This window comes from Streptomyces sp. GS7 (assembly GCF_009834125.1).
GTDB lineage: Bacteria > Actinomycetota > Actinomycetes > Streptomycetales > Streptomycetaceae > Streptomyces.
The window spans coordinates 3,975,843-3,999,049 of sequence record NZ_CP047146.1 but is presented as its reverse complement, the minus strand read 5'-3'; the positions used below and the strand labels follow the sequence as shown (position 1 = coordinate 3,999,049).

17 protein-coding genes are annotated in these 23,207 nt (G+C 70.8%); 8 read left to right on the top strand and 9 right to left on the bottom strand.

The genetic code is table 11. From position 1 onward, the window contains the following. The first annotated feature begins 79 nt into the window (after window positions 1-79). The 3 genes from GR130_RS17560 to GR130_RS17550 all read left to right on the top strand — a co-directional run bounded on the left by GR130_RS17560 (window position 80) and on the right by GR130_RS17550 (window position 3,973). Window positions 80-1,282 carry a hypothetical protein gene (locus GR130_RS17560; protein WP_159505612.1) on the top strand — a complete coding sequence of 401 codons (1,203 nt, stop codon included), beginning with the start codon at window positions 80-82 and terminating at the stop codon, window positions 1,280-1,282. Between the two features lie 428 nt (window positions 1,283-1,710). Continuing rightward, entirely contained in the window at window positions 1,711-2,853 is a 1,143-nt protein-coding gene (locus tag GR130_RS17555; RefSeq protein ID WP_159505611.1) for a DUF4185 domain-containing protein, read from the top strand. Between the two features lie 415 nt (window positions 2,854-3,268). Beyond that, window positions 3,269-3,973, top strand: coding sequence for an HNH endonuclease family protein (locus GR130_RS17550; RefSeq protein WP_159510050.1), 705 nt, complete (start codon window positions 3,269-3,271; stop codon window positions 3,971-3,973). Window positions 3,974-4,122: 149 nt separating this feature from the next. Here GR130_RS17550 and GR130_RS17545 read toward each other — a convergent pair whose 3' ends face one another. After that, complete coding sequence (locus GR130_RS17545) at window positions 4,123-5,844, bottom strand: acyl-CoA dehydrogenase family protein (RefSeq protein ID WP_159505610.1); 1,722 nt, start codon at window positions 5,842-5,844, stop codon at window positions 4,123-4,125. Between the two features lie 95 nt (window positions 5,845-5,939). Continuing rightward, a complete protein-coding gene (locus tag GR130_RS17540; RefSeq protein WP_159505609.1) occupies window positions 5,940-6,497 on the bottom strand; it encodes a PadR family transcriptional regulator in 558 nt (185 codons plus the stop codon). Between the two features lie 693 nt (window positions 6,498-7,190). On the opposite strand from GR130_RS17540, the gene GR130_RS17535 reads away from it, so the two are divergent. Both GR130_RS17535 and GR130_RS17530 read left to right on the top strand, forming a co-directional pair. Then, entirely contained in the window at window positions 7,191-7,463 is a 273-nt protein-coding gene (locus GR130_RS17535) for a hypothetical protein (RefSeq protein WP_159505608.1), read from the top strand. Next, window positions 7,463-10,087 carry a methyltransferase gene (locus GR130_RS17530; protein ID WP_159505607.1) on the top strand — a complete coding sequence of 875 codons (2,625 nt, stop codon included), beginning with the start codon at window positions 7,463-7,465 and terminating at the stop codon, window positions 10,085-10,087. The genes GR130_RS17535 and GR130_RS17530 overlap by 1 nt, the downstream gene beginning before the upstream one ends. Window positions 10,088-10,244: 157 nt before the next feature. Here the strand turns inward: GR130_RS17530 and GR130_RS17525 are convergent, their stop codons facing one another. Beyond that, a complete protein-coding gene (locus GR130_RS17525) occupies window positions 10,245-11,621 on the bottom strand; it encodes a tetratricopeptide repeat protein (RefSeq protein WP_159505606.1) in 1,377 nt (458 codons plus the stop codon). A gap of 406 nt (window positions 11,622-12,027) precedes the next feature. Next, on the bottom strand, window positions 12,028-13,347 hold the full coding sequence (locus GR130_RS17520) for a C2 family cysteine protease (protein WP_159505605.1): 1,320 nt from the start codon (window positions 13,345-13,347) through the stop codon (window positions 12,028-12,030). Window positions 13,348-13,775: 428 nt separating this feature from the next. On the opposite strand from GR130_RS17520, the gene GR130_RS17515 reads away from it, so the two are divergent. After that, window positions 13,776-14,138 carry an SH3 domain-containing protein gene (locus GR130_RS17515; RefSeq protein ID WP_159505604.1) on the top strand — a complete coding sequence of 121 codons (363 nt, stop codon included), beginning with the start codon at window positions 13,776-13,778 and terminating at the stop codon, window positions 14,136-14,138. Between the two features lie 222 nt (window positions 14,139-14,360). On the opposite strand, the gene GR130_RS17510 is transcribed toward GR130_RS17515, so the two are convergent. The 5 genes from GR130_RS17510 to GR130_RS17490 form a co-directional block, all read right to left on the bottom strand. Next, entirely contained in the window at window positions 14,361-15,110 is a 750-nt protein-coding gene (locus tag GR130_RS17510; protein ID WP_159505603.1) for a PIG-L deacetylase family protein, read from the bottom strand. A gap of 141 nt (window positions 15,111-15,251) precedes the next feature. Further along, window positions 15,252-17,816: an ABC transporter permease gene (locus GR130_RS17505; RefSeq protein ID WP_159505602.1), complete on the bottom strand. Its 2,565-nt coding sequence runs from the start codon at window positions 17,814-17,816 to the stop codon at window positions 15,252-15,254. Window positions 17,817-17,934: 118 nt separating this feature from the next. Continuing rightward, a complete protein-coding gene (locus GR130_RS17500) occupies window positions 17,935-18,711 on the bottom strand; it encodes an ABC transporter ATP-binding protein (protein WP_159505601.1) in 777 nt (258 codons plus the stop codon). A gap of 385 nt (window positions 18,712-19,096) precedes the next feature. Next, window positions 19,097-19,765 (bottom strand): response regulator, encoded by a 669-nt coding sequence (locus GR130_RS17495; RefSeq protein WP_159505600.1) that lies wholly within the window; start codon window positions 19,763-19,765, stop codon window positions 19,097-19,099. Next, window positions 19,762-21,483 carry a sensor histidine kinase gene (locus GR130_RS17490; protein ID WP_236573087.1) on the bottom strand — a complete coding sequence of 574 codons (1,722 nt, stop codon included), beginning with the start codon at window positions 21,481-21,483 and terminating at the stop codon, window positions 19,762-19,764. Before GR130_RS17490 ends, GR130_RS17495 begins: the two co-directional genes overlap by 4 nt. 298 nt (window positions 21,484-21,781) lie before the next feature. Between GR130_RS17490 and GR130_RS17485 the strand changes: the two genes are divergently transcribed. Both GR130_RS17485 and GR130_RS17480 read left to right on the top strand, forming a co-directional pair. Next, entirely contained in the window at window positions 21,782-22,579 is a 798-nt protein-coding gene (locus GR130_RS17485; protein WP_236573086.1) for a class I SAM-dependent methyltransferase, read from the top strand. 85 nt (window positions 22,580-22,664) lie between these two features. Continuing rightward, complete coding sequence (locus tag GR130_RS17480) at window positions 22,665-22,973, top strand: hypothetical protein (RefSeq protein ID WP_236573085.1); 309 nt, start codon at window positions 22,665-22,667, stop codon at window positions 22,971-22,973. Window positions 22,974-23,207: the final 234 nt, after the last annotated feature.

Genomic DNA, 23,207 nt, shown 5'->3' with positions numbered 1-23,207 from the left:
CCTCCCCCACTCTCTGGGCTCCCCGTTCTCTGGGGTGTCCCATTTACCAGAACTTCGAACGAATGCGACGGGGACCGTTATGCGTGAATTCAGCCGCCGACAGATATGCGGACTCGGGATAGGGGCAGCGGCAGCGCTCTCGGTCGCCGGCTGCTCAGCCTCCGGGTCGGCGGCCTCCGGCAAGGTCGGAACCCAGCCCGGACAGGTGGCGCAGGGCAAGCCGATAGGCGACGGCTCGACCGCGTACAGCGGAAAGCAGCCCAACCAGCCGCCCGCACCGCAGAAGCTGGAGCCGGGCCAGAAGCCGCCGCAGTTCGTCGTCTTCTCGTGGGACGGGGCAGGCGAGGTGGGCAACGGTCTCTTCCCCCGGTTCCGCAAGCTGGCCGAGGACCACAACGCCTCGATGACCTTCTTCCTTTCCGGGCTGTATCTGCTGCCTGAAGCGAAGAAGCGCCTGTACCGCCCGCCGAACAATCCCGTCGGCGCCTCCGACATCGGCTACCTCAACGATGACCACATCAAGGAGACGCTGAAGAACGTGCGCGCGGCGTGGCTGGCGGGGCACGAGATCGGCACGCACTTCAACGGCCACTTCTGCGGCACCGGCCGGGGCTCGGTCGCGCACTGGACCCCCGCCCAGTGGGACGACGAGATCGAGCAGGCGATGTCCTTCGTCACCAAGTGGCGGACCAACACCGGCTTCACGGACCTCGACCCGCTGCCGTTCGACTACGGCAAGGAACTCGTCGGCGGCCGTACCCCGTGTCTGCTCGGGCAGGACAACCTGCTGCCCACGGCCCGCAAGCGCGGCTGGCGGTACGACGCCAGCTCGCCCGGCGGTCTCCAGGTCTGGCCCGTCAAGAGGCAGGGCGTGTGGAACTTCCCGCTTCAGCAAGTACCGTTCCCCGGCCACTCCTTCGAGGTGCTCTCGATGGACTACAACATCCTGGCCAACCAGTCGAAGAACTCCACCAAGGCACCGCCGGCCAACTACCCCGCCTGGCGCAAGCAGGCCACGGGGGCGTACATCGCGGGCTTCCAGCGGGCCTACGAGACCAACCGGGCGCCGTTCTTCATCGGCAACCACTTCGAGCAGTGGAACGGCGGCATCTACATGGACGCCGTCGAAGAGGCGCTCAAGCACATAGCCGACGCCAAGCACAAGGATGTCCGGCTGGTCTCCTTCCGTCAGCTCTGCGACTGGCTGGATGCCCAGGACCCGCAGGTCCTCGCCGACCTGCGCCGCCTCGGGGTGGGACAGCAGTTCACCGGACGCGGCTGACGGCTCCGGGAGGAGCCCCGAGAACCAGCCGGACTCCGGACGGGCCCGTGACGCACGGCAGCACGGCAGCACGGCCGGCTGCGGCGTGGACGCCGTAGATCCGGCGGGCGCCGCCCTGACCGGCGACGTGCCGCCCGTGAGGTCGGCCGGCCCACCAGCCAGGTCATCGTTGTGTCATCGCCATTTCATCGGCCGTGAGTAGCGTCGACGTCGTCCGATGCAGGCACGCTGCCCGGCGTCGGTCGTCCTCCACCCGAAGATCTCACGCACGGCAGACGCGAGGAAGGTCGCGAAGAAGGTGGCGGATGCGGGACATCGGTGTCCGTTGCCCCAAGAGTGCCGGAGCGGCGGCTCCTCGGGAAGGCACCCGGGCAACGGACCGACTTCGTCTGCGTGCTGGTGAGTTGACCCTGAAAGGCATCGACAGAATGACACGTCCATCGGACGAGCAGGACCCGGCGACCGGCGGGTACTCCCGCCGTAAGCTCCTCAAGCTCGGCGTCGGCCTCGGCGTGGCCGTGGGAGCAGGCGTCGCCGTTTCGGGTACCGAGGCGGCTATGGCCGGCGGGCCGAACGACCCGACCAGTCCGACGCTCGCGACCAAGGTGAAGAACCTGAGCGGTCCGGCCGAGACCGGCCCGTTCGCCTCGCCGTGGACCGACCTCGGCATCCCCGTACGGTGCCCGAACGGCACCATGCTGTTCGTCGGCGGCGACACCTTCAACGGCGACCACGTACCGCGGCCCGGGGAGGCCCCCGATGACTGGCGCGCCCCGGTCGGCCTGCGCTCCGGCAGCGCGGACCTGAACAACCTGCGTATCGACGGGAGCGTCGGCGGCAACCACGCCGTCAGCCTTGTCGGCGAGCCGCACCACCCGGTCGGTGACAAGGCCACGACGGCGATCCCGTCCGATGTGTTCGTCGTCGACGGCGTCATGTACATGCACCTCATGCGCGGCGTCATCTACAACACCCACCACACGGACTTCTGGCGCTCCACCGACAACGGCGAGACCTGGGAGTACCTGTGCCAGTGGCCGGGTGACCTGCACGGCGGCCAGTTCCAGCAGAAGACCTACGCGGTGGCCGACGGCGACTACTGCTACGTCCTGTCCACGGTCTTCAACCGCGAAGTGGAATCGGGGATGCTGCTGCACCGGGTACGGAAGGACAGTCTCGGCAAGGCGGACGCGTACGAGCCGTGGGGCTATGCCGACGGCGGCTGGCGGTGGGGCGCGCCTCCGACGACCGTCTTCGGCACCCGCAAGTGGGGCGAGATCTGCTTCCGCGCCATGGACGGCAAGTACGTCCTCACATGGCTGAACATGAACGCGCTGTCGATCCGGGCGATGGTCTTCCCGCTCCCGACCTCGGACCTGACCAAGACGCTGGAGCAGACGATGATCCTGCCCTGCGCCCCGGGGCAGGAGGTGGCCAACCTCGTCGCCAGCCCGTACGGCGGGTTCGTCGTCCCCGGGTCGACCTTCGGCAACTTCCACATCGTCGTCAGCCAGTGGTACGACGTGTGGAACTACCGATTCATGCAGTACAAGATCAACATGCTGTCCTGAGCCCCTGCGGCCTGTCGCGCACACGGGACAACACACCTACATCGCCGGACAGTTGAGGCCTCCGGTCCGCCCCGGGCTCTACAGGCCGAGTCCTCCGCCGCCGCACGGCGAACCGTCGTGGCGGCGCGCGGGCGACTGCGGCGGCGAAGTCGCCCCCATCCGCCGCGGCCGTGCCGACTCCATCCACGGCCCCCCGCCCGGCGCAATGTCTGTCGCCGACGAGACCCGCACACAGGGTCCCCCCTGTTCTCCCATTACACCGCGTCGGCTGTGGGAACGGCACTCCCTCCACAACATCGCTGAGATCAGAGCGAGTTGAACGCTCCGGAGCGGGTAGGCACGGATCCGCGTTTGCCTGCCTCTTTGCGGTGGGTCACCGTAGGTGACGTCGCATCACCTGTTGCTTGGGGAGACCATGTTCCGCGCCCGCCGCCTGGCAGTCCTCGCCTGTCCGCTCCTGCTGCTGTCCACGGCAGCCTGCTCGCACACCGGCTCCGACGACGCGAAACCGCGGGAGTCCTCGCACCGGAACCCCGCCGACGGCGAGCGCAACAGACTCTCCCTCACGGACGCCATAGGCCGGTTGAGAACGGCCCCGGAGTCGCGGGCCGGCTACACCCGCACGAAGTTCCGCCTGTGGACCGACGCCGACCACAACGGCTGCGACACCCGGCAGGAAGTCCTCCTCGCCGAAGCCGTCAAGAAGCCCGAGGAGGGCAAGGGCTGCAAGCTGACCGGCGGAAGCTGGCACTCGTACTACGACGACCGGAACGTCACCGACGCCCGCGGGCTCGACATAGACCACGTCGTACCGCTGGCGGAGGCGTGGGACTCCGGTGCCTCCAAGTGGACCGCCGAGCGGCGCGAGCAGTACGCCAACGACCTGGGCGCCGAACGCAGTTTGACAGCCGTCAGCTCCGGCCCCAACCGCGCGAAGGGCGACAAGGACCCGGCGGAGTGGATGCCGCCCGCCAAGAACGCCGCCTGCACCTACGCCACCGACTGGGTCGCCACCAAACTCCGCTGGAACCTCACGGCCGACCGCGCCGAGAAGAAGGCGTTGAGCAAGATCGCCGCCGGGTGCACCCAGGCGGCGGTGAGGTACTCGCCTGCGCCGTGAGACAGCGCCGGCGAGCGGGAGGACAGGCCCTGCCGGGGAAACCGAACCCCGCTACGGCGACGAAGTGCCGGCGACACGGCGGGCTCGGCCGGCGCCCCTGGACGCCGACCGAGCCCGCCACCCTGTCGTGGGCTCTGACCACTCGGGTGTTACGGGGCCATCTCGTACGCCCCGGACAGCGCCTCGACGCGCTCCCAGACGCGCTTGGAGCGGGCGTCGTCGACGACCGGGCGCCGGACCGCGCCCAGCGCCCAGCTCTGCTGTTCCGCGGTGGCCGAGTCCTTGCCGTGCAGCTCGACGGCGTGCGCGGAGAAGTCGCGTACGAGGACGGCGAACAGCTCGTCGAGCACATCGGCGTCGAGGCCGGTCAGGTGTGCCTGTTCCAGGATCAGCTGCGCGTGCACGACGAGCGCGAAGAGCTGGCCCACGGCGAGCAGGAGGTCGAGGTCGCGGCTCTGCCCCTCGTCGGGGGCCGCGGTGGTGACGAACTCGCACAGGGCGTCCGCCTGCTCGCGGAAGCGGGCGACGTTGGGCGTCTCGGCGTAGGCGTCGAACGCGGCCCGCCAGTCGTGGAAGCGGATGGATCCCAGGCCACGGGCCGGTCCCTGCCGGAAGAGGAACGCGTCGTCGGCCGCGTCGAGGCGGGTCGGCACCGCTTCGTACTCGGTGGGGTTCAGCAGATGGTTGCCCATGAACTTGAGGATCAGCGCGAGGTTGACGTGGACCGTGCCCTCCAGCTTCGGCAGGCCCCGGATCTCGGTGGCGGCCTGGGCGAAGTAGGTGTCCTTCTCGAAGCCCTTGGCCGCGATGACGTCCCACATCAGGTCGATGACCTTCTCGCCCTCGGTGGTCACCTTCATCTTCGTCATCGGGTTGAAGAGGAGGTAGCGGCGGTCGTCGGGGCCGGCGGACCGGAAGTAGTCGACGGCGCGGTCGCTGAACATCTTCATGCCGACGAGGCGTACGTAGGCGTCGGTCAGCTCGCGGCGCACGTGCGGGAAGGCGGTGACCGGGCGGCCGTAGAGGATGCGGTTCTGCGCATGGGTGACGGCCTCGTACATCGCGTGCTCGCAGATGCCGATGGCGCCGGTGCAGAGGTTGAACTTGCCGACGTTGACGGTGTTGAGGGCGGCGTCGAAGGCGGCACGGCCGGTGTGCAGGATGTCGTCCTGACCGACCGGGTAGTCGTCGAGGCGGAATTCGCTGACGTACTTGGAGGAGTCGACGACGTTCTTCACCAGCTGGTAGGCGGGGTGACGGCTGTCGGCGGCGAAGAAGACGTAGCCGTCCGGGCCCTCGATGTCGGTGCGGCGGCCGAAGACGGAGACGAGTCCGGCGGCGTTGCCGTTGCCGATGTAGTACTTGGAGCCGCTGGCGCGGAATCCGCCGTCACCGTCGGGCTCCAGCAGCATGTCGGTGGAGTAGATGTCGGCACCGTGAGCCTTCTCGGACAGGCCGAAGGCGAACACCTCGCCCTGTTCGAGGAGTTCGGCCGCACGGGCACGGGCGGTGGCGTTGTCGCTCTGCCAGACGGGGCCGAGGCCGAGGATGGTGACCTGCCAGGCATACCAGTAGTCGAGCCCGTAGAAGCCGAATATCTCGTTGAGGGCGGCGATGCGGGCGGTGTCCCAGCGCTTGTCCGGCTGCCCGTCGGCGGCGGAGGCCGGGGTGAGGAAGGTCGCGAACAGCCCTTCCTTGGCGGAGAACGCGAGGAAGTCCGCCAGCCAGGTGCGGGAGCGGTAGTCCTCGATCAGCTGGCGCTTGCCGCGGTCCTCGAACCAGTCGACGGTGGCGCGCAGCAGCCTGCGGGTCTCGGGGTCGAAGTGCGCCGGGTCGTAGGTGCGGGGGTTGAACAGCAGCTGGTCGGCCATGGACGGTCGCCTTTCCGGATCGGGGTGTGAGGGTGGTGACGGAAAGCTTCGGGGCATGCCGGTGCACGGCGGCGCGGAGGTGCGTCGGCGGTGGTTCAGCGCTCGGGGCCGAGTCGGTGGAGGGTGGCGAGCACGTCGTCGAGCCAGGCGAGGGTCATCTGCTCATACGCGATGCCGCCGCGCAGCACGACGTGTTGGAGCTCTTGCCCGGCATCGAGCGTGGCGGGGGCCTCGGGGCCGGTGAAGTCCCGTCGCTCCCCTGCGAGATAGTGCGCGAGCCGGTCGGAGTGCGCCTGCTGGTGCCGCTCGACCTCGCGGATCAGCGCGGCCGGGTCGTCGAAGGCCGCGCCGCGGATCTTCACGGCGAGCTCGTGCCGGACACTCTCGGGTTCGATCGGCTCGTGGAGCCACGCGGAGAGCACGGCCCGGCCCGGGGCGGCCACCGAGTACTCCTTCTTGTCCGGCCGGGCCTGCTGCGCCACCTCTCGGACCTCGATCCACCCGTCGCCCTCCATCCGCTTGAGGACGCGGTAGATCTGCTGATGGGTGGCGGTCCAGAAGTACCCGATGGACCGATCGAACCGCCGGGCCAGCTCATAGCCGGAGCCCGGCTGCTCCAGCAGAGAGACAAGGATCGCGTGTTCGAGCGCCATAACGCGATTCTGCTATGCAACTCGTTGCATAGACAAGAGCGGGACTCCCGGTGAGACGGGGCTCACCCGGGCGGCACGGCGGCCGCAGACGACACCTGCGCACCCGCGCGTCCGCCGGACGGGGATCCCACACCACTCGACGATGGCTACACAGGTCAGCCTTACCTAACTAGGACCCCTGAGCCTGACCCGCCTGCCCGGGAGGATCTGGAGGCGCCCCTTCAGCCTCGCCCCACCACGCCGACCTCCGCTGAGCACGTCCGGGCGGCCCCGGCTCTGCCAGTGGTGATGGACCGCTACGGAATGAGCCTGCACCTGACTGGGCCCTCACGCCCACCGCGACGTCCGACTCCCCTTCAAGGCGACCGTCGCGAACATCGACCAGGCCGGCCCGCGAATCAGAGCTCTGCCGGCCATTGCTCGGCCTGTCACCCATCACAACCACCCGCTGATCTGGGGGACTTGCTCGCCGGCCGGTCCCCGGCGGCGCACTCGGCTGCTTCGCCAGCCCCTCCGCGGGACCCGGACCGCGGTTCACAAGGGCACAACCGTTCAACACGTTCACGGCATTCACCTGTGACTCACCGGTTCCTGCCGTCCGGTCAGGGCGATAGTGGAATCTCCCTGGGCCTGTCTCGATACCAGTGGTGCGAGCCCTCGGATCTTCACGTCGCGGGGACGGAGTCATGGCACATGTCGACCACGCACACCAACGCGAAATCCGTGTCCGGCACCGCCCCGACGGGGGCTCGGTCAGCCCTGCCCGGAACCGGGATGCGGATGGTGAACCTGCGCTGTCTGCCGGCCGAGCGCGGTGGACACCTGGTGTGGCTGGACTGTGCCGGCCGCACCTCCGACCTGCGCATGGTTCAGGCCCTGGCGGCGCTGCGGGAGCACCGTGACCAGCCGTATGCGGTCGGTTCGTGCCCTGCCCCTGAACCCGATCATCGATTGCCGGAGGAATGATGGGCGTCACCATCGGCATCATCGGAGGCGGCACTGCGGGCGCCTGCGTGATCAACGCTCTGGCGGAACATCCGCCGGACCTGTCCGGCGCAGAGTCCGGTGAGGTCCTGGTGTTCGATGACACCGCGCTGTGGTGGCGCGGGCGTGCGTACCAGGACGACGGGGAGTACGTCTGGTGCAACGTGCCCATGAGCGACATGTCCGTGCGGTACCACGATCCCGATCACGGCCTGGCGTGGATGCGTGCCAGGGACCTTGCCGTGGACGATCCGGTCACCGGTCAGCCCGCGCTCCTGACTCGTCCGGCCTATGGCGACTACCTGAACGCTGCCACCAGCGAGGCCATCTCCCGGCTGGGGGGCCGGGGTTGGCGCGTGCGCCTGGTATCCGAACGTGCGGCCCGCCTCTGGTGTGACCGCCGTGGAGTACGGCTGGAGACCACCGGCGGCAGGTGCCACGACCTCGACAGGGCGGTCCTGGCAGTGGGGGGCAACGCCTACGCCGACCCCTACCGTCTGTCGGGCACTGCCGACTACCTGCCCGACCCCTACCCACTGGAAAAGCGCCTGGCCGGCCTTGACCGCGGTTGCCGGGTGGGCATCCTGGGCACCGGGCTGGCCGCCGTCGATGTGGCTGTGGCCCTTCAGGAACTCGGCCACGACGGACCCATCAGCATGTTCTGCCGCAGCGGCCTGCTGCCCGCCGTGCGCGGCCCCCACCGCAGCCATCAGCTCACCCATCTGACCGTTCCCGCGATCGAACGTGCCGCCCATGACGGTCCGCTCTCACTCACGGCCCTGAGACGGCTGGTCGAGGCGGAACTCCGCAGCGCCGGCAGCAGCCTTGACCACCTCCGCCGCATGCTGCTCCCCCAACCACCGCTCACCCGCCTGTCCGCCGAACTGGACGCCTTCCGCGCCGGCAACGACATCGGCCCCCAGGTCCTGCAGAAAGCAGTCCCAACGGTCGGACAGGACCTGTGGTACCTGCTGGCGCAGGACGCCAAACACTGGATCCTCGACCGCCTCCACCGCTACGTGATGGCTCTGTGCTGCCCGATGCCCCTCGTCAACGCGACCCGGATCGCCCACCTGCTGTCCAGCGGCCGGCTCACCGTCCATCCCGGCACCACCGGCGTACAGCCCGCACCCCTCAGAGGGTTCACCGTCGACACCAGTGCCGGACCCGTCCGCGTGGACCTCCTCGTGAACACCGTGACCCCGGCTCGCCGCACCATCCCCCACCTGGCGCGCGGCCTCATCGACCATGCCACCGCCACCGGCGTGCTCGGGCGGCACCCCCTGGGAGGGCTGCACCTGGACCGGCACACCAGCCTGGCCCTCACCCCGCACGGCCGTCCCCAGCCACGCCTCCACCTCCTGGGCGAACTCACCGGCACCGCCTTCTACTTCATCTCCGGCATGCCCGTACTGGCCAAGCGCAGTGCCGACATCGCCCATTGCCTCAGCAGCCGCGGCAACGCCCCCACCGCACCTCGCCGTTCCAGGCGCGTCGGTCCGCCGAACCGAAGGCCGGCACCCCGGCGCGCAGCTGCCGACCGCATCCATGACCCGAAAGCGACCGACAGGGAGATCTCCATGAGCAACGAGACCACCGCCGTCGACAAAGGATCGGAAGCCCTGACCCTGCTGGAGCAGGCAATGGAGTACGCCTACCCGGCAGCGCTCCGCGCCGCAGCGGTCACCGGCGTGGCGGACCACCTCGCCGACGGTCCCAAGACACCGGAGGAACTCGGCCGCATGACCGGGGCCGACGCGCAGAAGCTTTACCGGACACTGCGGCTCCTGGCCACTCGTGGCGTGTTCCGCGAGGACGAGCAGGGACGATTCGAGCTGACCAGCACCGCTGAGTATCTGCGCAGCGATGTGCCGCTGTCGGTGCGGGCAGCGATCATGATGATCACCAGCAAGGCCATGTGGCTGTCGACCGGAGAGCTCGCCGGAACCCTGCGAGGCGACAGCGACATCTCGTTCGAGCGCCTCTTCGGCAAGACCATCTGGGAACACTGGGGCCGCGACCTGCCGCCGGAGGAGGAGTTCCACACCGGCATGATGTCGATGACCGAGCCGGAGATCCAGTCTCCTGTGCACAGCTACGACTTCCCCGAAGGAGCCACCGTCGTCGACGTGGGCGGCGGCTATGGAGGGCTGCTGCTCCCCGTCCTGCGGGCAAACCCGACCCTGCGAGGCGTCCTGTACGACCGGGAACACGTCCTGGCCAAGCACCGACTGGCCGAACTCGGCGCGGACGACCGCTGGGAGGCGGTCCCGGGAGACTTCTTCGAGACGTGCCCGGAAGGAGACGTGTACCTCCTCAAATACATCACACACGACTGGGACGACGAACGTGCCGCGCTGATCCTGCGCAACTGCCGCCAGGCAATGAAACCCGGCGGACGCGTGCTCCTCTTCGACATGGTCATCCCGCCGGGGAACTCCCCGCATCCAGGCAAGCTCATGGACTTCATCGTGATGGCGATCTATCCCGGCCGCGAACGCACCGAGGAGGACTTCCGCCGACTGCTGGCGAAAGCGGGGCTGCGGCTGACGCGGATCAACAACACGGCCGGCTACCTCTCGACGATCGAGGCCGTCGCAGCCTGAGGCGCGTTCGGGACCTGACTCTGTCGCGCATCCGGAGGAAGCCGAGCACCGCCGACTTCACCGCGGGGCGGTTCCGCGCCAGTATGACGCTCCGATACCCCCCGGTGCGCGACAGAGCGGCCTGGCTGCCGGACCGGCGATCACGGGGAGCCTCCCGTCACGTTGCCGATCGCTGTCCGTCCTTGGGGCGGGCGAGGGTCCGGGCGCGCTCGCGCAGGGCGGTGGCGCGTGGTTGGCGGGGGAAGCATCGCAGGTCTTCGCGGAGGCGGCTCAGGGCCCGCTCGACTTGCGCGGAGTGCAGGTGGGGGTAGTGGTCGAGGAACGTGTGCCAGTGGGTGCAGGCGGCTTCGAGGTGCCCGGCCTCCAGCAGGGTTTCGGCGAGTCGGGCCTGCGTGAGGGCGTAGGAGCGACGCCGCTCGGGGTCCCGGTGGGTTGCGGCGCGCAGGCCCACGAGGGCACTCTCACGGTCGCCCAGGAGCTGGAGGGTGTACGCCTGTTGGTAGTTGAGTGAGGGGCGGGCGTAGGAGCTGAAAGGGCCGGCGGGGCTGGTGGCTTGTTCATGGTGGCGTTCCGCGGCGGCCAGGTCGGCCAGGGCGAGGCGGGGACGGCGTTCATGGGCGTGGATGACGGCGCGCTGGGCGAGCAGGTATGCCTTGGCGGCCGGGAAGGCACGGGGGCCGGCGGTGTGGACGGCGGCCCTGGCGAGGTCGCCGGCGTGGCTGTGGTACCCCAGTTGAAGGGCATGCCGGCTCAGGGCGCGCAGGGTGATCGCGTACAGGACGCGGTGGTCGGCTCGGCGGGAGAGGGCCAGGGCGATGTGGAAGTAGCGCTGGGCCAGTCCAGGGTGGCCGGCGTCCGCGGTCATGGTGGCGAGCAGGTGGGTGAGTTGGGCGGTGCCGGTGAGCAGGTCCCGGTGCAGGGATCGTGAGGCGGGACCGGCGAGGAGCGGACGGGTGCTGCCGGCGAGGTAGCAGATCAGGGCGAGGCGGACGTGGGTGCCGCCGTGCCGCTCGGAAAGGTACTCGAAGGTGTGGGTCAGCTCCTGCAGGGTTTCGGCGTCCGCGGGGACGGCCGTCCGCCTGGGTGGGGGCGGCGGGTCGGGCCCGTGCCGCGGCGGTGAGGGGTCCCAGGCAGGCAGGGGGCGGTCGGACAGGCTGTAGAGCGAGCGGACGAGGAAGCCCCGGCGTTCGGGATCGGTTTCCTGGCGGCACAGAGTGAGCAACTGGTGTACGGCGTTGGCCTTTTCGGGCCGGGCGGGCAAAGGGGCACCCGACGCCGGCGTTCTGGACAGACCGGTTTCCTCGGCGGATATCGGTCGGCCGAGATGCCGGCTGAACGTTTCCGCGACCAGGTGGGGAACCGGCGGGCGGGGACGGGATCCGGCCAGCCAGTGCGCGACCGAGGTTCGGTCGTAGCGCAAACGCAGGCCCTGGGCCGCGCCCAGGCCGTTGACCGCGCGGGCCAGCTTCCCGGCGCTCCAGTTCGTCTCGGAAAGTAGCGCGGCGAGTCGGAGGTTGGGGTGACGAGGGGGCATGGCTTTCCCTAGCTTGGCGCGGCATCCGGCCGCCCCTTACCGGCACGCAGGCGTTCCGCGAGTGCACGGGTGGGAGGACGGTGGCAGAATTCCGCAGAAGCCCGATCGGGTGGGCGATGGGGTCACTCCCGCCGGTCGGGTGTCTCGCCTACGCCGTGGGGAGGTCGTGGTGGCCCCACCGACTTGCCATCTTGGCACAGGGAGCGTCACGCCTGCCGAGTTCACGGTCACAATGTTTTCGGGCCGGGGGCCACAACGTCCGCCGCGCAGGACCGCCGAGCGTCCGGCAGCAGTCCGGCGAGAGAACCGCAGGTGGCGGCCAGGGACGCGGAACACAGCGGAACAGCCGGACCCGGCAGGCCACTTCGCTCCGGCGGAGGTCAGCCGCGACCGTGATGTGGGAATGTCACCAGGTGTCGACGGCGTCGATCTGCACCAGGTAGTAGCCGACCTCCTGCAAGGTCAGCCAGCACTCCCACAACTTCCGGGTGGACCCATCGCCCCACGGGTTGCCCAGGCAGAGCCGGCCGCCGGCCGGGTCCACGTCCTTGACGAAGTAGGCGTGGTTCTGGACCAGCCGGCCATCCGCGATCTCCGCGGCGTCGCCGGGGTCGGCGTTGGGCGCGGCGGCGGTGGTGGCGACGAGTGCCTGGCCCCGCGACTTCCGGTTGGCGATGTCCTGGATGAGCCATGGCGAGCCGAGGTCGACCTTCTGCCCCACGCGACCGGTGATCAGCGTGAGCGCGTCGCTCGGGGGGCCACCGTGGACGATGTCGTGGTAGTTGCCGTGGAACTGGGCGGCAGCCTTCTCGAAGAAGCCCGGCCACGTCTCCGCGTAACGGGCGTCCTCGGTGTGGCCCTTGGCACCCCAGAGCCTGCCGTGGCCGTAGGGCAGGTCGGGCGCCAGGGTGATGGCGATCGGGCTGCCCTCGTCGTAGAGCGTGACGGTGAGGGTGCCGTTGGCCTCCTGCCGGAAGTGTCGCGGGGCGTGCTGCGGATTGGCCTGGAGCACGGCCTGCATGCTGGTCAGCAACCAGCAGTCCCCGAACAGGCCCTGGTCCATGTCCTGCCAGGACATCGCCTCGGTCGAGGCCGAGACCCACTGCCAGTTCTCGGTGACGTACGCGCCGTCCACCTGGGCGAACGGCCCCTCGGGCAGTACCCAGCCGTGGTCGTCGCAGTGGCATCCGCTGCACGCGGCGTTGTACTCGGGCTGGCTGCACGACATCCCGGTACCGATCAGCATCGCGCCGTAGGGACTGACCGTGCGCAGCAGCCAGCTGAAGAGCTCCTGAGCCCGCCGCCAGTCGTAGACGGGCTCACCGTGCTCGTCCTCGACGTGGGTGAGGGCGTCCCAGCGGTCCAGGCCCTGCGTCCCGAACCGGCGTATGACCATGTCGAGTTCGGTGGGGGGCAGCGGCATCAGCAGGTTGCCGACCTGGTCGAGCAGTGAGCGGGCACCGTACTGCTGCTCGTCGGCGAACAGGACGTCCCATGCCTGGCGGCCGATCGCTTCGGCCCGCTGCGGGTTCGGCGGTGGACCGGGCGGCTGCCAGGGCAGTTCGACCAGCGGATGGCCGCCCCGCACGTACTGGAGCCGGTCCAGGCTGGCGCCGTCGCTGATCCCCTGCACCACGTCCACGGCGCTCATCAGCGCCTCACCGCCGGGAATGAACGGCGCGGCCATGTTGGCGACCTGGCGCCAGTTGTTGCGGTGGTATCCCACGTGCTCTCCCCCGTCCGTCCCCCACTTCAGCCAACGAGGGTACGCGGGCGGCTCGCCGTCCCCGCCACCACCCCTGCCCGGGGATCGGCCCCGTCGCACCCGGTCCGGCTCGCCCAGTCACCCCAAGTCGGCGAGACCACCCACCCCCACCGGGCCTGGTCGATCGTGAGTAGACGCATTGCGAAGTGGGTGTCGACCCCGTGCTAACGACATGTGCCACAACGGCCCGGCATCCTGTCGCATGTCGAGCCCCAGCACCCATCGCGCCGGGGCGGACGCGCGGAACACACACCGAACCTGCCGGGGCGGCGGCCCCGGTGATTCGGCGCGCCCAGGAGGGGCTCGGCTTCCGCGCGGGGACTTGTTCGGCGGCGGGCGCCCTGATCGGTCGGCGCCCAACGCAGGGAGAGGGAAAGGGAAGTCTCACCATGAGAAAGTACGTGATCGGCACGGTCGTTGCCGGTCTCGCGGTCATCCCCTTGATGACGGCGACATCCGCGTCCGCACAGGCCACTTCGCTGGTGGCCGTCAGCCGGGCGCCTGCCGTTGCCGCGCCTGTCTCCACCTGCCAGGTGCGGGCGACGGAGACACTCAACATCCGCGAGGAGCCGACGACCAGCAGCGACGCACTCGGTGTGCTGCCCAAGGGGGAACTCGCCACGTGCTACGGCAGGACCGTGACCGGCGGGACCTACACGGCCTGTGGACCGTACAGCGACAAGTACTGGATGCCGATCTCGTACAACGGGATGGACGGCTACGTACCGCGGACCTGTGTGAAGCAGCCGTGACGGCCGCCGGACACCCAGGCCCACCGGCAGACGCGGGCCGTCCCGAAGCGCGCTGAACACCCGGGTCCGGTCCCGCTACGGGGGTGGGGGACCGGTCCCAAGGGCGGGAGTCGGGTGAAGAGCTGGGGTACCGCGCGGGCCTCCACGATCCGGGAAGGGTCGTGGCGGCCCGCGCTTTTTCGTCTTCGGAGCCCGTCGGCGGCTCGGCCGCCGAGCGCGGCGTCAGCGGGTGAACAGTTCGAAGGGCACGGCGGGGCGTCCGCCGAACCGTGCGGACGCGGCCTTCATGGTGCGGTTCAGAAACGACCGGCAGTACTGCTCGGGGTCCTGGTCGGTGAGCGCCTCGATATAGGTGCGATGGGCCATCAGCGACCGGACGGCCCGCTCGTATCCGGAGCCTGCGTCGACGGCGTGCGTGGGCCGCGGCGAGCCGGCCACGGCCACGTAGCGCACGCCGTTCCACGGTGCGAGGCCGTCCTCGACGAGTTCGGGGAAGATCCAGCGGTTGCCCGCGTCGGCGACGGCGTCGAGGACGGCGCGGCCGACGGCCCGGTGGTCAGGCGTGTTCCAGGTGACGCCGCCCCAGGTGTCGTGGTGGTTGAGGGTCAGCACGAGTTCGGGGCGGTGGTGCCGGATGGCGGCGGCGAAGTCGCGGCGCAGCGCGGTGCCGTACTCGATGACGCCGTCGGGGTGGCGGAGGAACTCGACGGTGGGGACCCCCACAGCGGCGGCACTGGCCCGCTGCTCCTGCTCGCGCAGCGGGCCGGCCTCGGCGGGTCCGATGGCGTCGATGCCGGCCTCCCCGCGGGTGGCGAGGACGTAGACGACGTCGCGGCCCGCGTCGGTCCAACTGGCGATGGCGGCCGACGCCCCGTATTCGAGGTCGTCGGGGTGAGCGACGATCGCGAGGGCGCGCTGCCAGTCGGTGGGCATCTCCGCCAGTTGCGCGGGTGCGCCGGAAGTCTCGGCCATCTCGGTCTCCTTCGTCCGCGGTACGGGGGCAACGTAGGACCTGTCCAACACAACGGGTCGACTCCTGAACGGCGGAGGACCCGGGCACGGTACTGCCTGGATCCTCCGCCGTGGTGCGACTGGCCGGAGGCAGGCCGTCCGTCACCTGTCCGCGACGGCCTCCAGCGGGCTCAGGGCGGCTGCCCGGCGGGCCGGGACGGCTGCCGCGGCCACGCCGAGCGCGAGGGACGCCAGGCACACGAGCAGCAGCGTGCCCCAGGGCAGCGCCAGGGAGTACTGCTCCATCGCGCCGTTGGCCAGCGCGCCGACCGCCCACGCGCCGAACAGTCCGCCCGCCAGGCCCAGCACTGTGCCGAACGCGGCGACCGTCACCGACTCCAGGCGGATCATGCGCCGGATGCCGGAGCGGTCCATGCCGATGGCGCGCAGCACTCCGATCTCCCGGGTGCGTTCGGAGACCGACATGGCCAGGGTGTTCACGATGCCGAGCGCGGAGATGACCACGCCGATGGCGAGCAGCCCGTACATCAGGGTGAGCAGGTTGCCCAGGGTGCCGGCGGCCTCGTGGACGAGTTCCGCCCGGTCCTGCACCGTCAGCAGCGGGTTGTCGCCCACGGCGGTGCGGAGCCGGGTCTCGGTGGTCCGGGACGCGGCAGCGTCGTCGGTGCGGACGAGGATCCGCTGGACGGAGTGGGGCGTGATGCCGTTCTCCTGTACGTCGGTTCGGGCGCCCAGCGCGTCGTGGGCGACGGGATTGTCCTTGTAGACGCCGACGACGGTGTAGTGCTTGACGTCCTGGCCGCGGCCCGTCCCGGCGTCGAGTCGGCTGCCGGTGCTCAGGCCCTGCTGCCGGGCGAGGGTGCTGGAGACGGCGATCCGGCCGGGGCCGAGGTCGTGTGCGGAGCCGCTGACGAAGTCGAGCTTCATGACGGCGTCGACGGTGGTGGGGTCGACGCCGGAGATCTGCTGGACATGGCCGCCGGTGAAGAGGGTGGAGTCGGCGACGGCCGTCGCGGTCCGCACTCCGGAGGTGTCGGCCACCCTCTTCACGGCGGCCGGGTCGATGCGGGCCGTGGGGGTGCGGGTGCTGATCACGTAGTCGGCGCCGAGGCCGGCGGCGGCCTGGTGATCGAGGGCCTGCCCGGTGGAGTTGCCGATGACGGCGAGTCCGGCGACCAGTGCCGTGCTGACCATCAGGGCGGAGGCGGAGGCCGCGGTGCGCCGTGGGTCGCGCAGCGCGTTCTCCCGGGCGAGCCGGCCGGCGACGCCGAAGCGGCCGGTCAGCCGGCCGGTCAGCCTGATCACGGGGGCGGCGAGCAGCGGCGCCAGCGCGATCATGGCGATGACGAGGAGGGCGCAACCGAGCATCGCGCTCTGCAGGTTCTCCACCGAGGCGTCCTTCGCCCCGGTGAGCGAGATCAGCAGCCCGGCGCCGAGGACGAGCAGGACCAGCCCCACCACGCCGCGGATCCGGGAGCCGGTGGTGGAGGGCGGCTGCTCGGCCGAGCGCATCGCTTCGACGGGCGCGACCTTCGCGGCGCGGCGCGAGGGCAGCCACGCGGCGAGCACCGTGACGCCGACGCCGACGCCGAACGCCGCCGCGACGGGGCGCGGCCCGACGACCAGGGGTCCGTGGGGCAGCGTGTCCTGTGCGGTGCTCAGGATGTCGGGCAGTACGGAGGCGATGCCCAGGCCCAGCAGGAAACCGGCCGCCGATGCGGCGAGGCCGAGCAGGGCCGCCTCCCAGAGGACCGAGCGGACCACCTGGCGGCGCGTGGCGCCGATGGCCCGCAGCAGCGCGATCTCACGGGTGCGCCGGGAGACGAGCATGGTGAAGGTGTTGACGATGAGGAACGAGCCGATGAACAGCGAGACGCCGGCGAAGACCAGTGGCAGCTTGGTGTAGCCCCGGGTCACCGTGTCGACGTAGGTGGCCTGTTGAGTGGCCTGGGCGGCGCCGCTGGTGGCCTCGGCCCGGCCGGCCGGGAGGATGGCGGCGACCCGCTCGGACAGGGCGAACTGGTCGGTGCCGGGCGCGGCGGACAGGTCGATCCCGGTGTAGTGGCCCGGGGACGCGAACAGCCGCTGGGCGGTGGCCCTGTCGAACAGGGCGAGGGTGCCGCCGGCGGTCACCCGGGTGTCCTTGGTGGTGACGATGCCGACGAGCCGTTTGGTCATGACCGGGCCGTCGGTGGCCAGCGTGACCCTGTCGCCGATACCGAAGTGACCGGCGGCCGCGGTGGTTCCGTCCACGGCGAGTTCGTCGCCGTTGCGGGGGGCGTGGCCCTTGACCAGGGGGTAGCGGCTGTCCGTGCCGTCCTTGCCCGGTACGTAGGCGGCGGCCAGGTTCGCCCACGCCTTGCCGGCCCGCAGCGGTGTGCCGTCGGCGGCGTTCAGGGTGGCCGGGCCGTCGGCCGACGGCCGGACGGTGGCGACACCGGGGACGTCGGTGAGTTTGCGCACGAGGACGTCGTCGAGCGCGCCGGCCGGCTGGTTCGCGGCGGCCCCGGGCGGGGGTTCCTTCGGGGTCACGGTGACCGCGATGTCCGCGAAGTTCTTCGACGCGGCGGCACGGTAGGCCGCGGCCGAGGAGTCCGCGAAGACGAGGGTGCCGCAGACGCAGGCGACGCCCAGGCTGACCGCCAGGACGGTCATGACCAGACGTGCCTTGTGCGCCAGGACGTTGCGCAGGGCTGTTCTCAGCATGGAGGAGCTTTCGGGAGTCCGGGAGGTACGGGAGAGGTGCGGCGCGCGAGCGCCGGGAGGTCCGGGTGGGTGTCGCGCAGGGCGAGGAGCGCTGGGTGCGGACCGGGACGGGGCGGGTTCAGGGCGTGTGTTCCTGGGCCTCGAACTGGTGCATCCAGTCGAGTACGCGGTCGGGGGTCGGCTCGTGCAGTCCGTCGACGACCCGGCCGTCGGCGAGGAACACCACCCGGTCCGCGTATGCGGCGGCCACCGGGTCGTGGGTGACCATCACCACCGTCTGCCCCAACTCCCGTACCGAGTCGCGCAGGAAGTCGAGGATCTCGGCACCGGATCGCGAGTCGAGGTTGCCGGTCGGCTCGTCGGCGAAGATGATCTCCGGCCTGGACACCAGCGCACGGGCCACCGCGACCCGCTGCTGCTGGCCGCCGGACAACTCCGCTGGCCGGTGCCCGAGCCGACCCGCCAGCCCGACGGTGGCCACGACGGTCTCCAGCCAGGCCGGATCGGGCCGCTGTCCGGCGAAGCGCAGCGGCAGCGTGATGTTCTCCAGCGCCGTGAGGGTCGGCAGCAGGTTGAAGCCCTGGAACACGAACCCGACCTTCTCCCTGCGCAGTTGGGTCAGTTCCCGCTCCGTCAACGACGCCAGTTCGACACCGCCGATGCGGGCCGAACCGGAGGTCACCGGGACCAGCCCGGCCAGGCAGTGCATCAGGGTGGACTTGCCGGAGCCGGAGGGACCCATGACGGCGGTGAACCGGCTCCGCGCGAACTCGACGAACACCCCGTCCAGCGCGGTGACCCGGGTCTGCCCCGTCCCGTACGCCTTGGTCAGGCCGGTGGCTCGGGCGGCCGGTTCGGGGACGGGACGGGTGGGGGCAGGGAACAACTGCGACATGGGTACTCCGCCTGGGGTGCGACGGCCCGCGAGAACTGCGGCGGGCCTGGGGACACATCCATCCTCACGGCCCTCACCTGCGGAAACATCGCCCCGAGGGCGGGACCTGGCATCTGACCAAGGGAAGTGTGCGCCCTGGCCGTCTCTGCCTTCGGACAGAGCCCCCGGCGGGTGGTGCTCTGCCTTTTGGGGAGGGCGGGCTGTCGGTGGAGAGGTGGGCCGGACCGGAGGTGGCGGCGGCGGACCGGCGGGCGCCCCGTCGGTCCGCCGCCCACAGGGAACCGATCGGCTCGGACCGCGGCAGCCGGCCGCACATACGGCAGGTGCTGTCCGGGCAGGAACGCGGTCCGGGGCCTGACCCACTCACGTCATCCGCCGGTTCCCGTCAGGACGTCAAGCCCGCCTGGTGGGCGAGGAGCGCCGCCTGGACCCGGCTGGCCGAGCCGGTCTTGTCGAGGATCGCGCCGACATGGCTCTTCACCGTGCCGATCCCGATGCCGAGCCGTCCGGCGATGTCCTGGTTGGACAGTCCTTCGCCGAGCATCGACAGGACCTCCCGCTCCCGGACGGTGAGCCCGGCGATGCGGTCCTCTCCGGCTGCCGTACCGGGTTCGCCGACACGGAGCATCCGGGCGATCACGGTGCCGGTCACGCCCGGGGAGAGCACGGCGTCACCGGCGGCAGCCGCCCGCACCGCGCTGATCAGTTCCTGCGGGCCCTCGTCCTTGAGGAGGAAACCCGTGGCGCCTTCCCGCAGGGCCCGGATGACGTTGTCCTCCTCGCCGAACGTCGTCAGCATCACGATCCGCGGCGCCGGTTCGAGGGCGAGCAGTGGTGCGATCGCGGCCAGGCCGTCGCACACCGGCATCCGGATGTCCACCAACGCCACGTCGGGGCGGTGGGCGGCGGCCATGTCGACGGCCTGCCGCCCGTCCGCGGCCTCGGCGACGACGTCGATGCCGTCGGCGTGCCGGAGGATCAGGCGGACACCGTGCCGGACCATCGTCTCGTCGTCGGCGAGCAGGACGCGGATCGGCCGGTTGGGCTCGGTCACGGGATCTCCCAGGGTGCGGCGTCCCGGACCGACGGGACGGTGAAACGGTCGATGGCGATCAGACGCCGCGAGGCGTCGAAGCAGTAACGGGCGACCGCCAGGCCGCCGGGGCGGCTCTCCGTGGCGCCGTTGAAGGGATAGATGCAACCGGCCGCACCGGCGGGGCGCGCCGGCTCGTGGCCGGTGGCCGCGGCCCGCACCGCCGCGTTGTCCAGTACGCCCGTTGCCGCCACTTCCTGGTAGGTCATGCCGAGGCGGGGCAGCGGCGGCGGCCCCGAATTCCGGTGGGGGTGGGCGGCGTACACGAAGCCGACGCCGAGGAGCATCAGCACGCACAGCGCCACCAGCCCGAAGGCGAGCGTCACCGCCTCGACGGTGCGACGACCGGCCGGAGCGGGGCCGTCATCTCCCAGGCGACCCACCTTCTCTGACGGGCCGCCATCTCCCGCCGCCCCGGGCCCGGTCGGCACGGAACCGGACCGCGCCACGACGACGGCATCACCGGGCTCGGCAGGCACCCGCGCATCCACCTGGAACCCCCCGGACGGCAGCGGGGCGGCATCGAACGTCCCACCGAGCAGTTCCACCCGCTCCCGCAGACCCAGCAGACCGCGACCGGTGCCCCTGCCCCCGGCGGGGACCTGAGAGCTCGGCGGAGCGCCGTTGCGGACGGTGACCCGCACCTCCTGGTCTCCGTGTACCACCGTGACGAGGACGTGCGCCGCACTCGCGTACCGGTGCACGTTGGTCAGGGCCTCCCGCACCACCCGCTGCACGGCGCGGCGCACCCGCGCCGGGCGGAGGTCGAGATCGGGCCCGGTCCAGTCGAGCCGTACGGCGATCCCTCCGTCACGGGACTGTGCCACCAGCGTCTCGATGTCGGCGCGGGAGCCGGTCGCGTCCGTGAGCATGTCGGGTCCGGTGTCCCGGCCGAGCGGCCCGAGCACCCCGAGCGCCTGCCGCAGTTCGCGCATCGCGTCCCGGGTGGCCCGCCGCACCAGGACCGCCTCCTCGCGCAGTTCGGGTGCGGCTTCGGCCAGAGCCAGTTCCAGTCCGCCGGTGTGCAGCGAGACGAGACTGAGCCGATGGCCGACCAGATCGTGCATCTCGGCGGCGATCCGGGACCGCTCGTGCATCCGCGCCTCGCTGTCAGCGAGCCGACGGGCCCGTTCCGCCGCGTCGCCGCGCTCGCGCAGCGCCCGCATCAGGCGGCTCTGCTGCCCGTACGCGGTGCCGACCAGGCCCGGGACGATCACCGCGGTCGGCACGAGAAGCAAGCCGAGCGCCAGCCCGTACAGCATCGGTCCGGGACCCGCCCAGGGCGCGGCCAGCGTCGCGGACACCACGACCAGGACACCGGCCGCGGCCAGCAGCCGGCTCAGCCTGCGGGCCGGGACCGTCCGGCGGGCCACCGCGTACGCGGTCACCGCCGTGATCGGCCCCAGACACGGGGCGGGCCCGGTCAGCACCGCGAGCGTCAGGAGCACGGCGCCGGGAAAGCGGCGGCGCAGCGGGAAGAGTGCGGCACCGGCGGCGATCACCGGCAGCTGGAACGCGGGGTGCGGGAGGTACTCAAGCCACGCGACCGCCGCATACACGCCCAGGGAGGCCAGCACCACGCCGACCGTCTCCACCCCCGCACGCCCGGCCCTGCCCCACCTCGTTCCCACAGGCAGACGACATCGGGCGAAGCGGTCGAAGGAACTGGCGAGAGGCACGCTGACCAGTATCGGCGTCCGGAATCCACGGAAGCGTGCGCCTCACGGGGGATCCACCGCTCTGCCGAAAGGCAGAGACACACCGGCAGCACCGGCGAGGCCGCGCGGAGCCGCAGTGCCCCGGGACATCTCCGGCCCCCACGCCCACCAGTCCCCCACCATCACCGCCGATACGTGGACCCCGAAGGCGATCGCGACTCCCGAAGGCCGTGCCCGCACCGCCCCCGCCGCCGTGGGTGCCGGGACGGAGCCGGGATAGCCTGCGGATGCCATACGCTGCACGATGTAGGGAGTGATCTTGAATTACGACTTAGCGACGCGGCCCTCCGCCCGGCCTCGGGGGAAGTACGGGGTGGACGCCCCCTATGTTCCGGCGATCTACGGCGCTTTGGGCACCGTGCTGCTGGTCTGGGGCGTCGTCTCCCGGACCGTGGGCGGTCCCGCCGTCGCGCCGTGGGCGTTCTGCTACGGCTGTCTGGCGTTCCTTGCCGCGGGCCTGTACATGTACGCCACCCTGCGCGGCAAGTTCGTCGTGTGGGACAGGCTCCTCGATGATCTGGCGCTGGGTGGTGACGAGAGCGTCCTCGATCTGGGCTGCGGCCGGGGCGCGGTGCTCCTGGCGGCCGCCCGCCGCCTTCCCGAAGGCCGTGCGCACGGTGTCGACCTGTGGCGCAGTCAGGATCAGAGCGGCAACGACCCTTCCGTCACCGAGCGCAACGCACAGGCAGAAGGGGTGGCCGACCGCATCGAGCTGCACACCGCCGACATCACCCGGCTTCCGTTCGAGAACGGCACGTTCGACGCCGTGGTCAGCAGCCTGGCGATCCACAACATCTCCGACGCCGCCCGCCGTACGACGGCGATCGAGGAGGCGGTACGCGTTCTCAGGCCCGGCGGCCGACTCGTCATCGCCGATATCCGCAACACCCGCCAGTACCGCGCTGATCTGCAACGGCTCGGACTGCACAGCATCACCCGCCGCGGTGTGGGAGCACGGATGTGGTGGACCGGCCCCTGGATTCCGACGACCGTCGTGTCCGGCACCAAGCCGAGGTGGCCCGAGGTCCCTCTGAGGGCCGTCACCACGACGGAGTAACGGAGCGTGACCGCCTTGTTACTGGCCCGTTATCAGCGGTGATCCCGGCACCGGACCGGGTCCAGGACAGGAAGGAAGTTCCGTCGTGGGTAAGGCAATGCGTATGGTTGCGGGCACCCTTGGGGCTGGTGCGCTGCTGGCATCGGCAGCAGGCACGGCCAGCGCCGGCGGCTGGAGTGACGAGATCTTCGACCAGCATGTTCACTGCACGCCGTCGTTCAGTCTCCTGCTTCCCGGCGAGGGGTGCCGCACGAACATCGCCATCGACAACCAGAAGTCGATCTTCACCTTCCGGCAGACCGCCGGGGGCAGCATCGCCAACACCGTCATCGCCACCGGCCGGCGGGGCCTCGGCGGCGTCGGCGGCGTCGGCGGCCTCGGCCTCGGCCGCTGACACGGACGCCATGCCCGGAGCGCGCTGCTCGACGCTCCGGAGCGCGGCGTCGCCTGTCACAGCACTGCCCGCCGGTTCCCCCGGCGGGCAGTGCGCGTCTTTGTGGGAGAAACCCGGCGTATGACGGTGCGTCAGATGCCCGGTGTCCGCCAGGGCGAGAGAAGAGATCGGAACGGCCGGTAGCGACGACGGGCCGCACGCCGAGCCGGCGATCGGACCGCGAGCGAGGAGCGG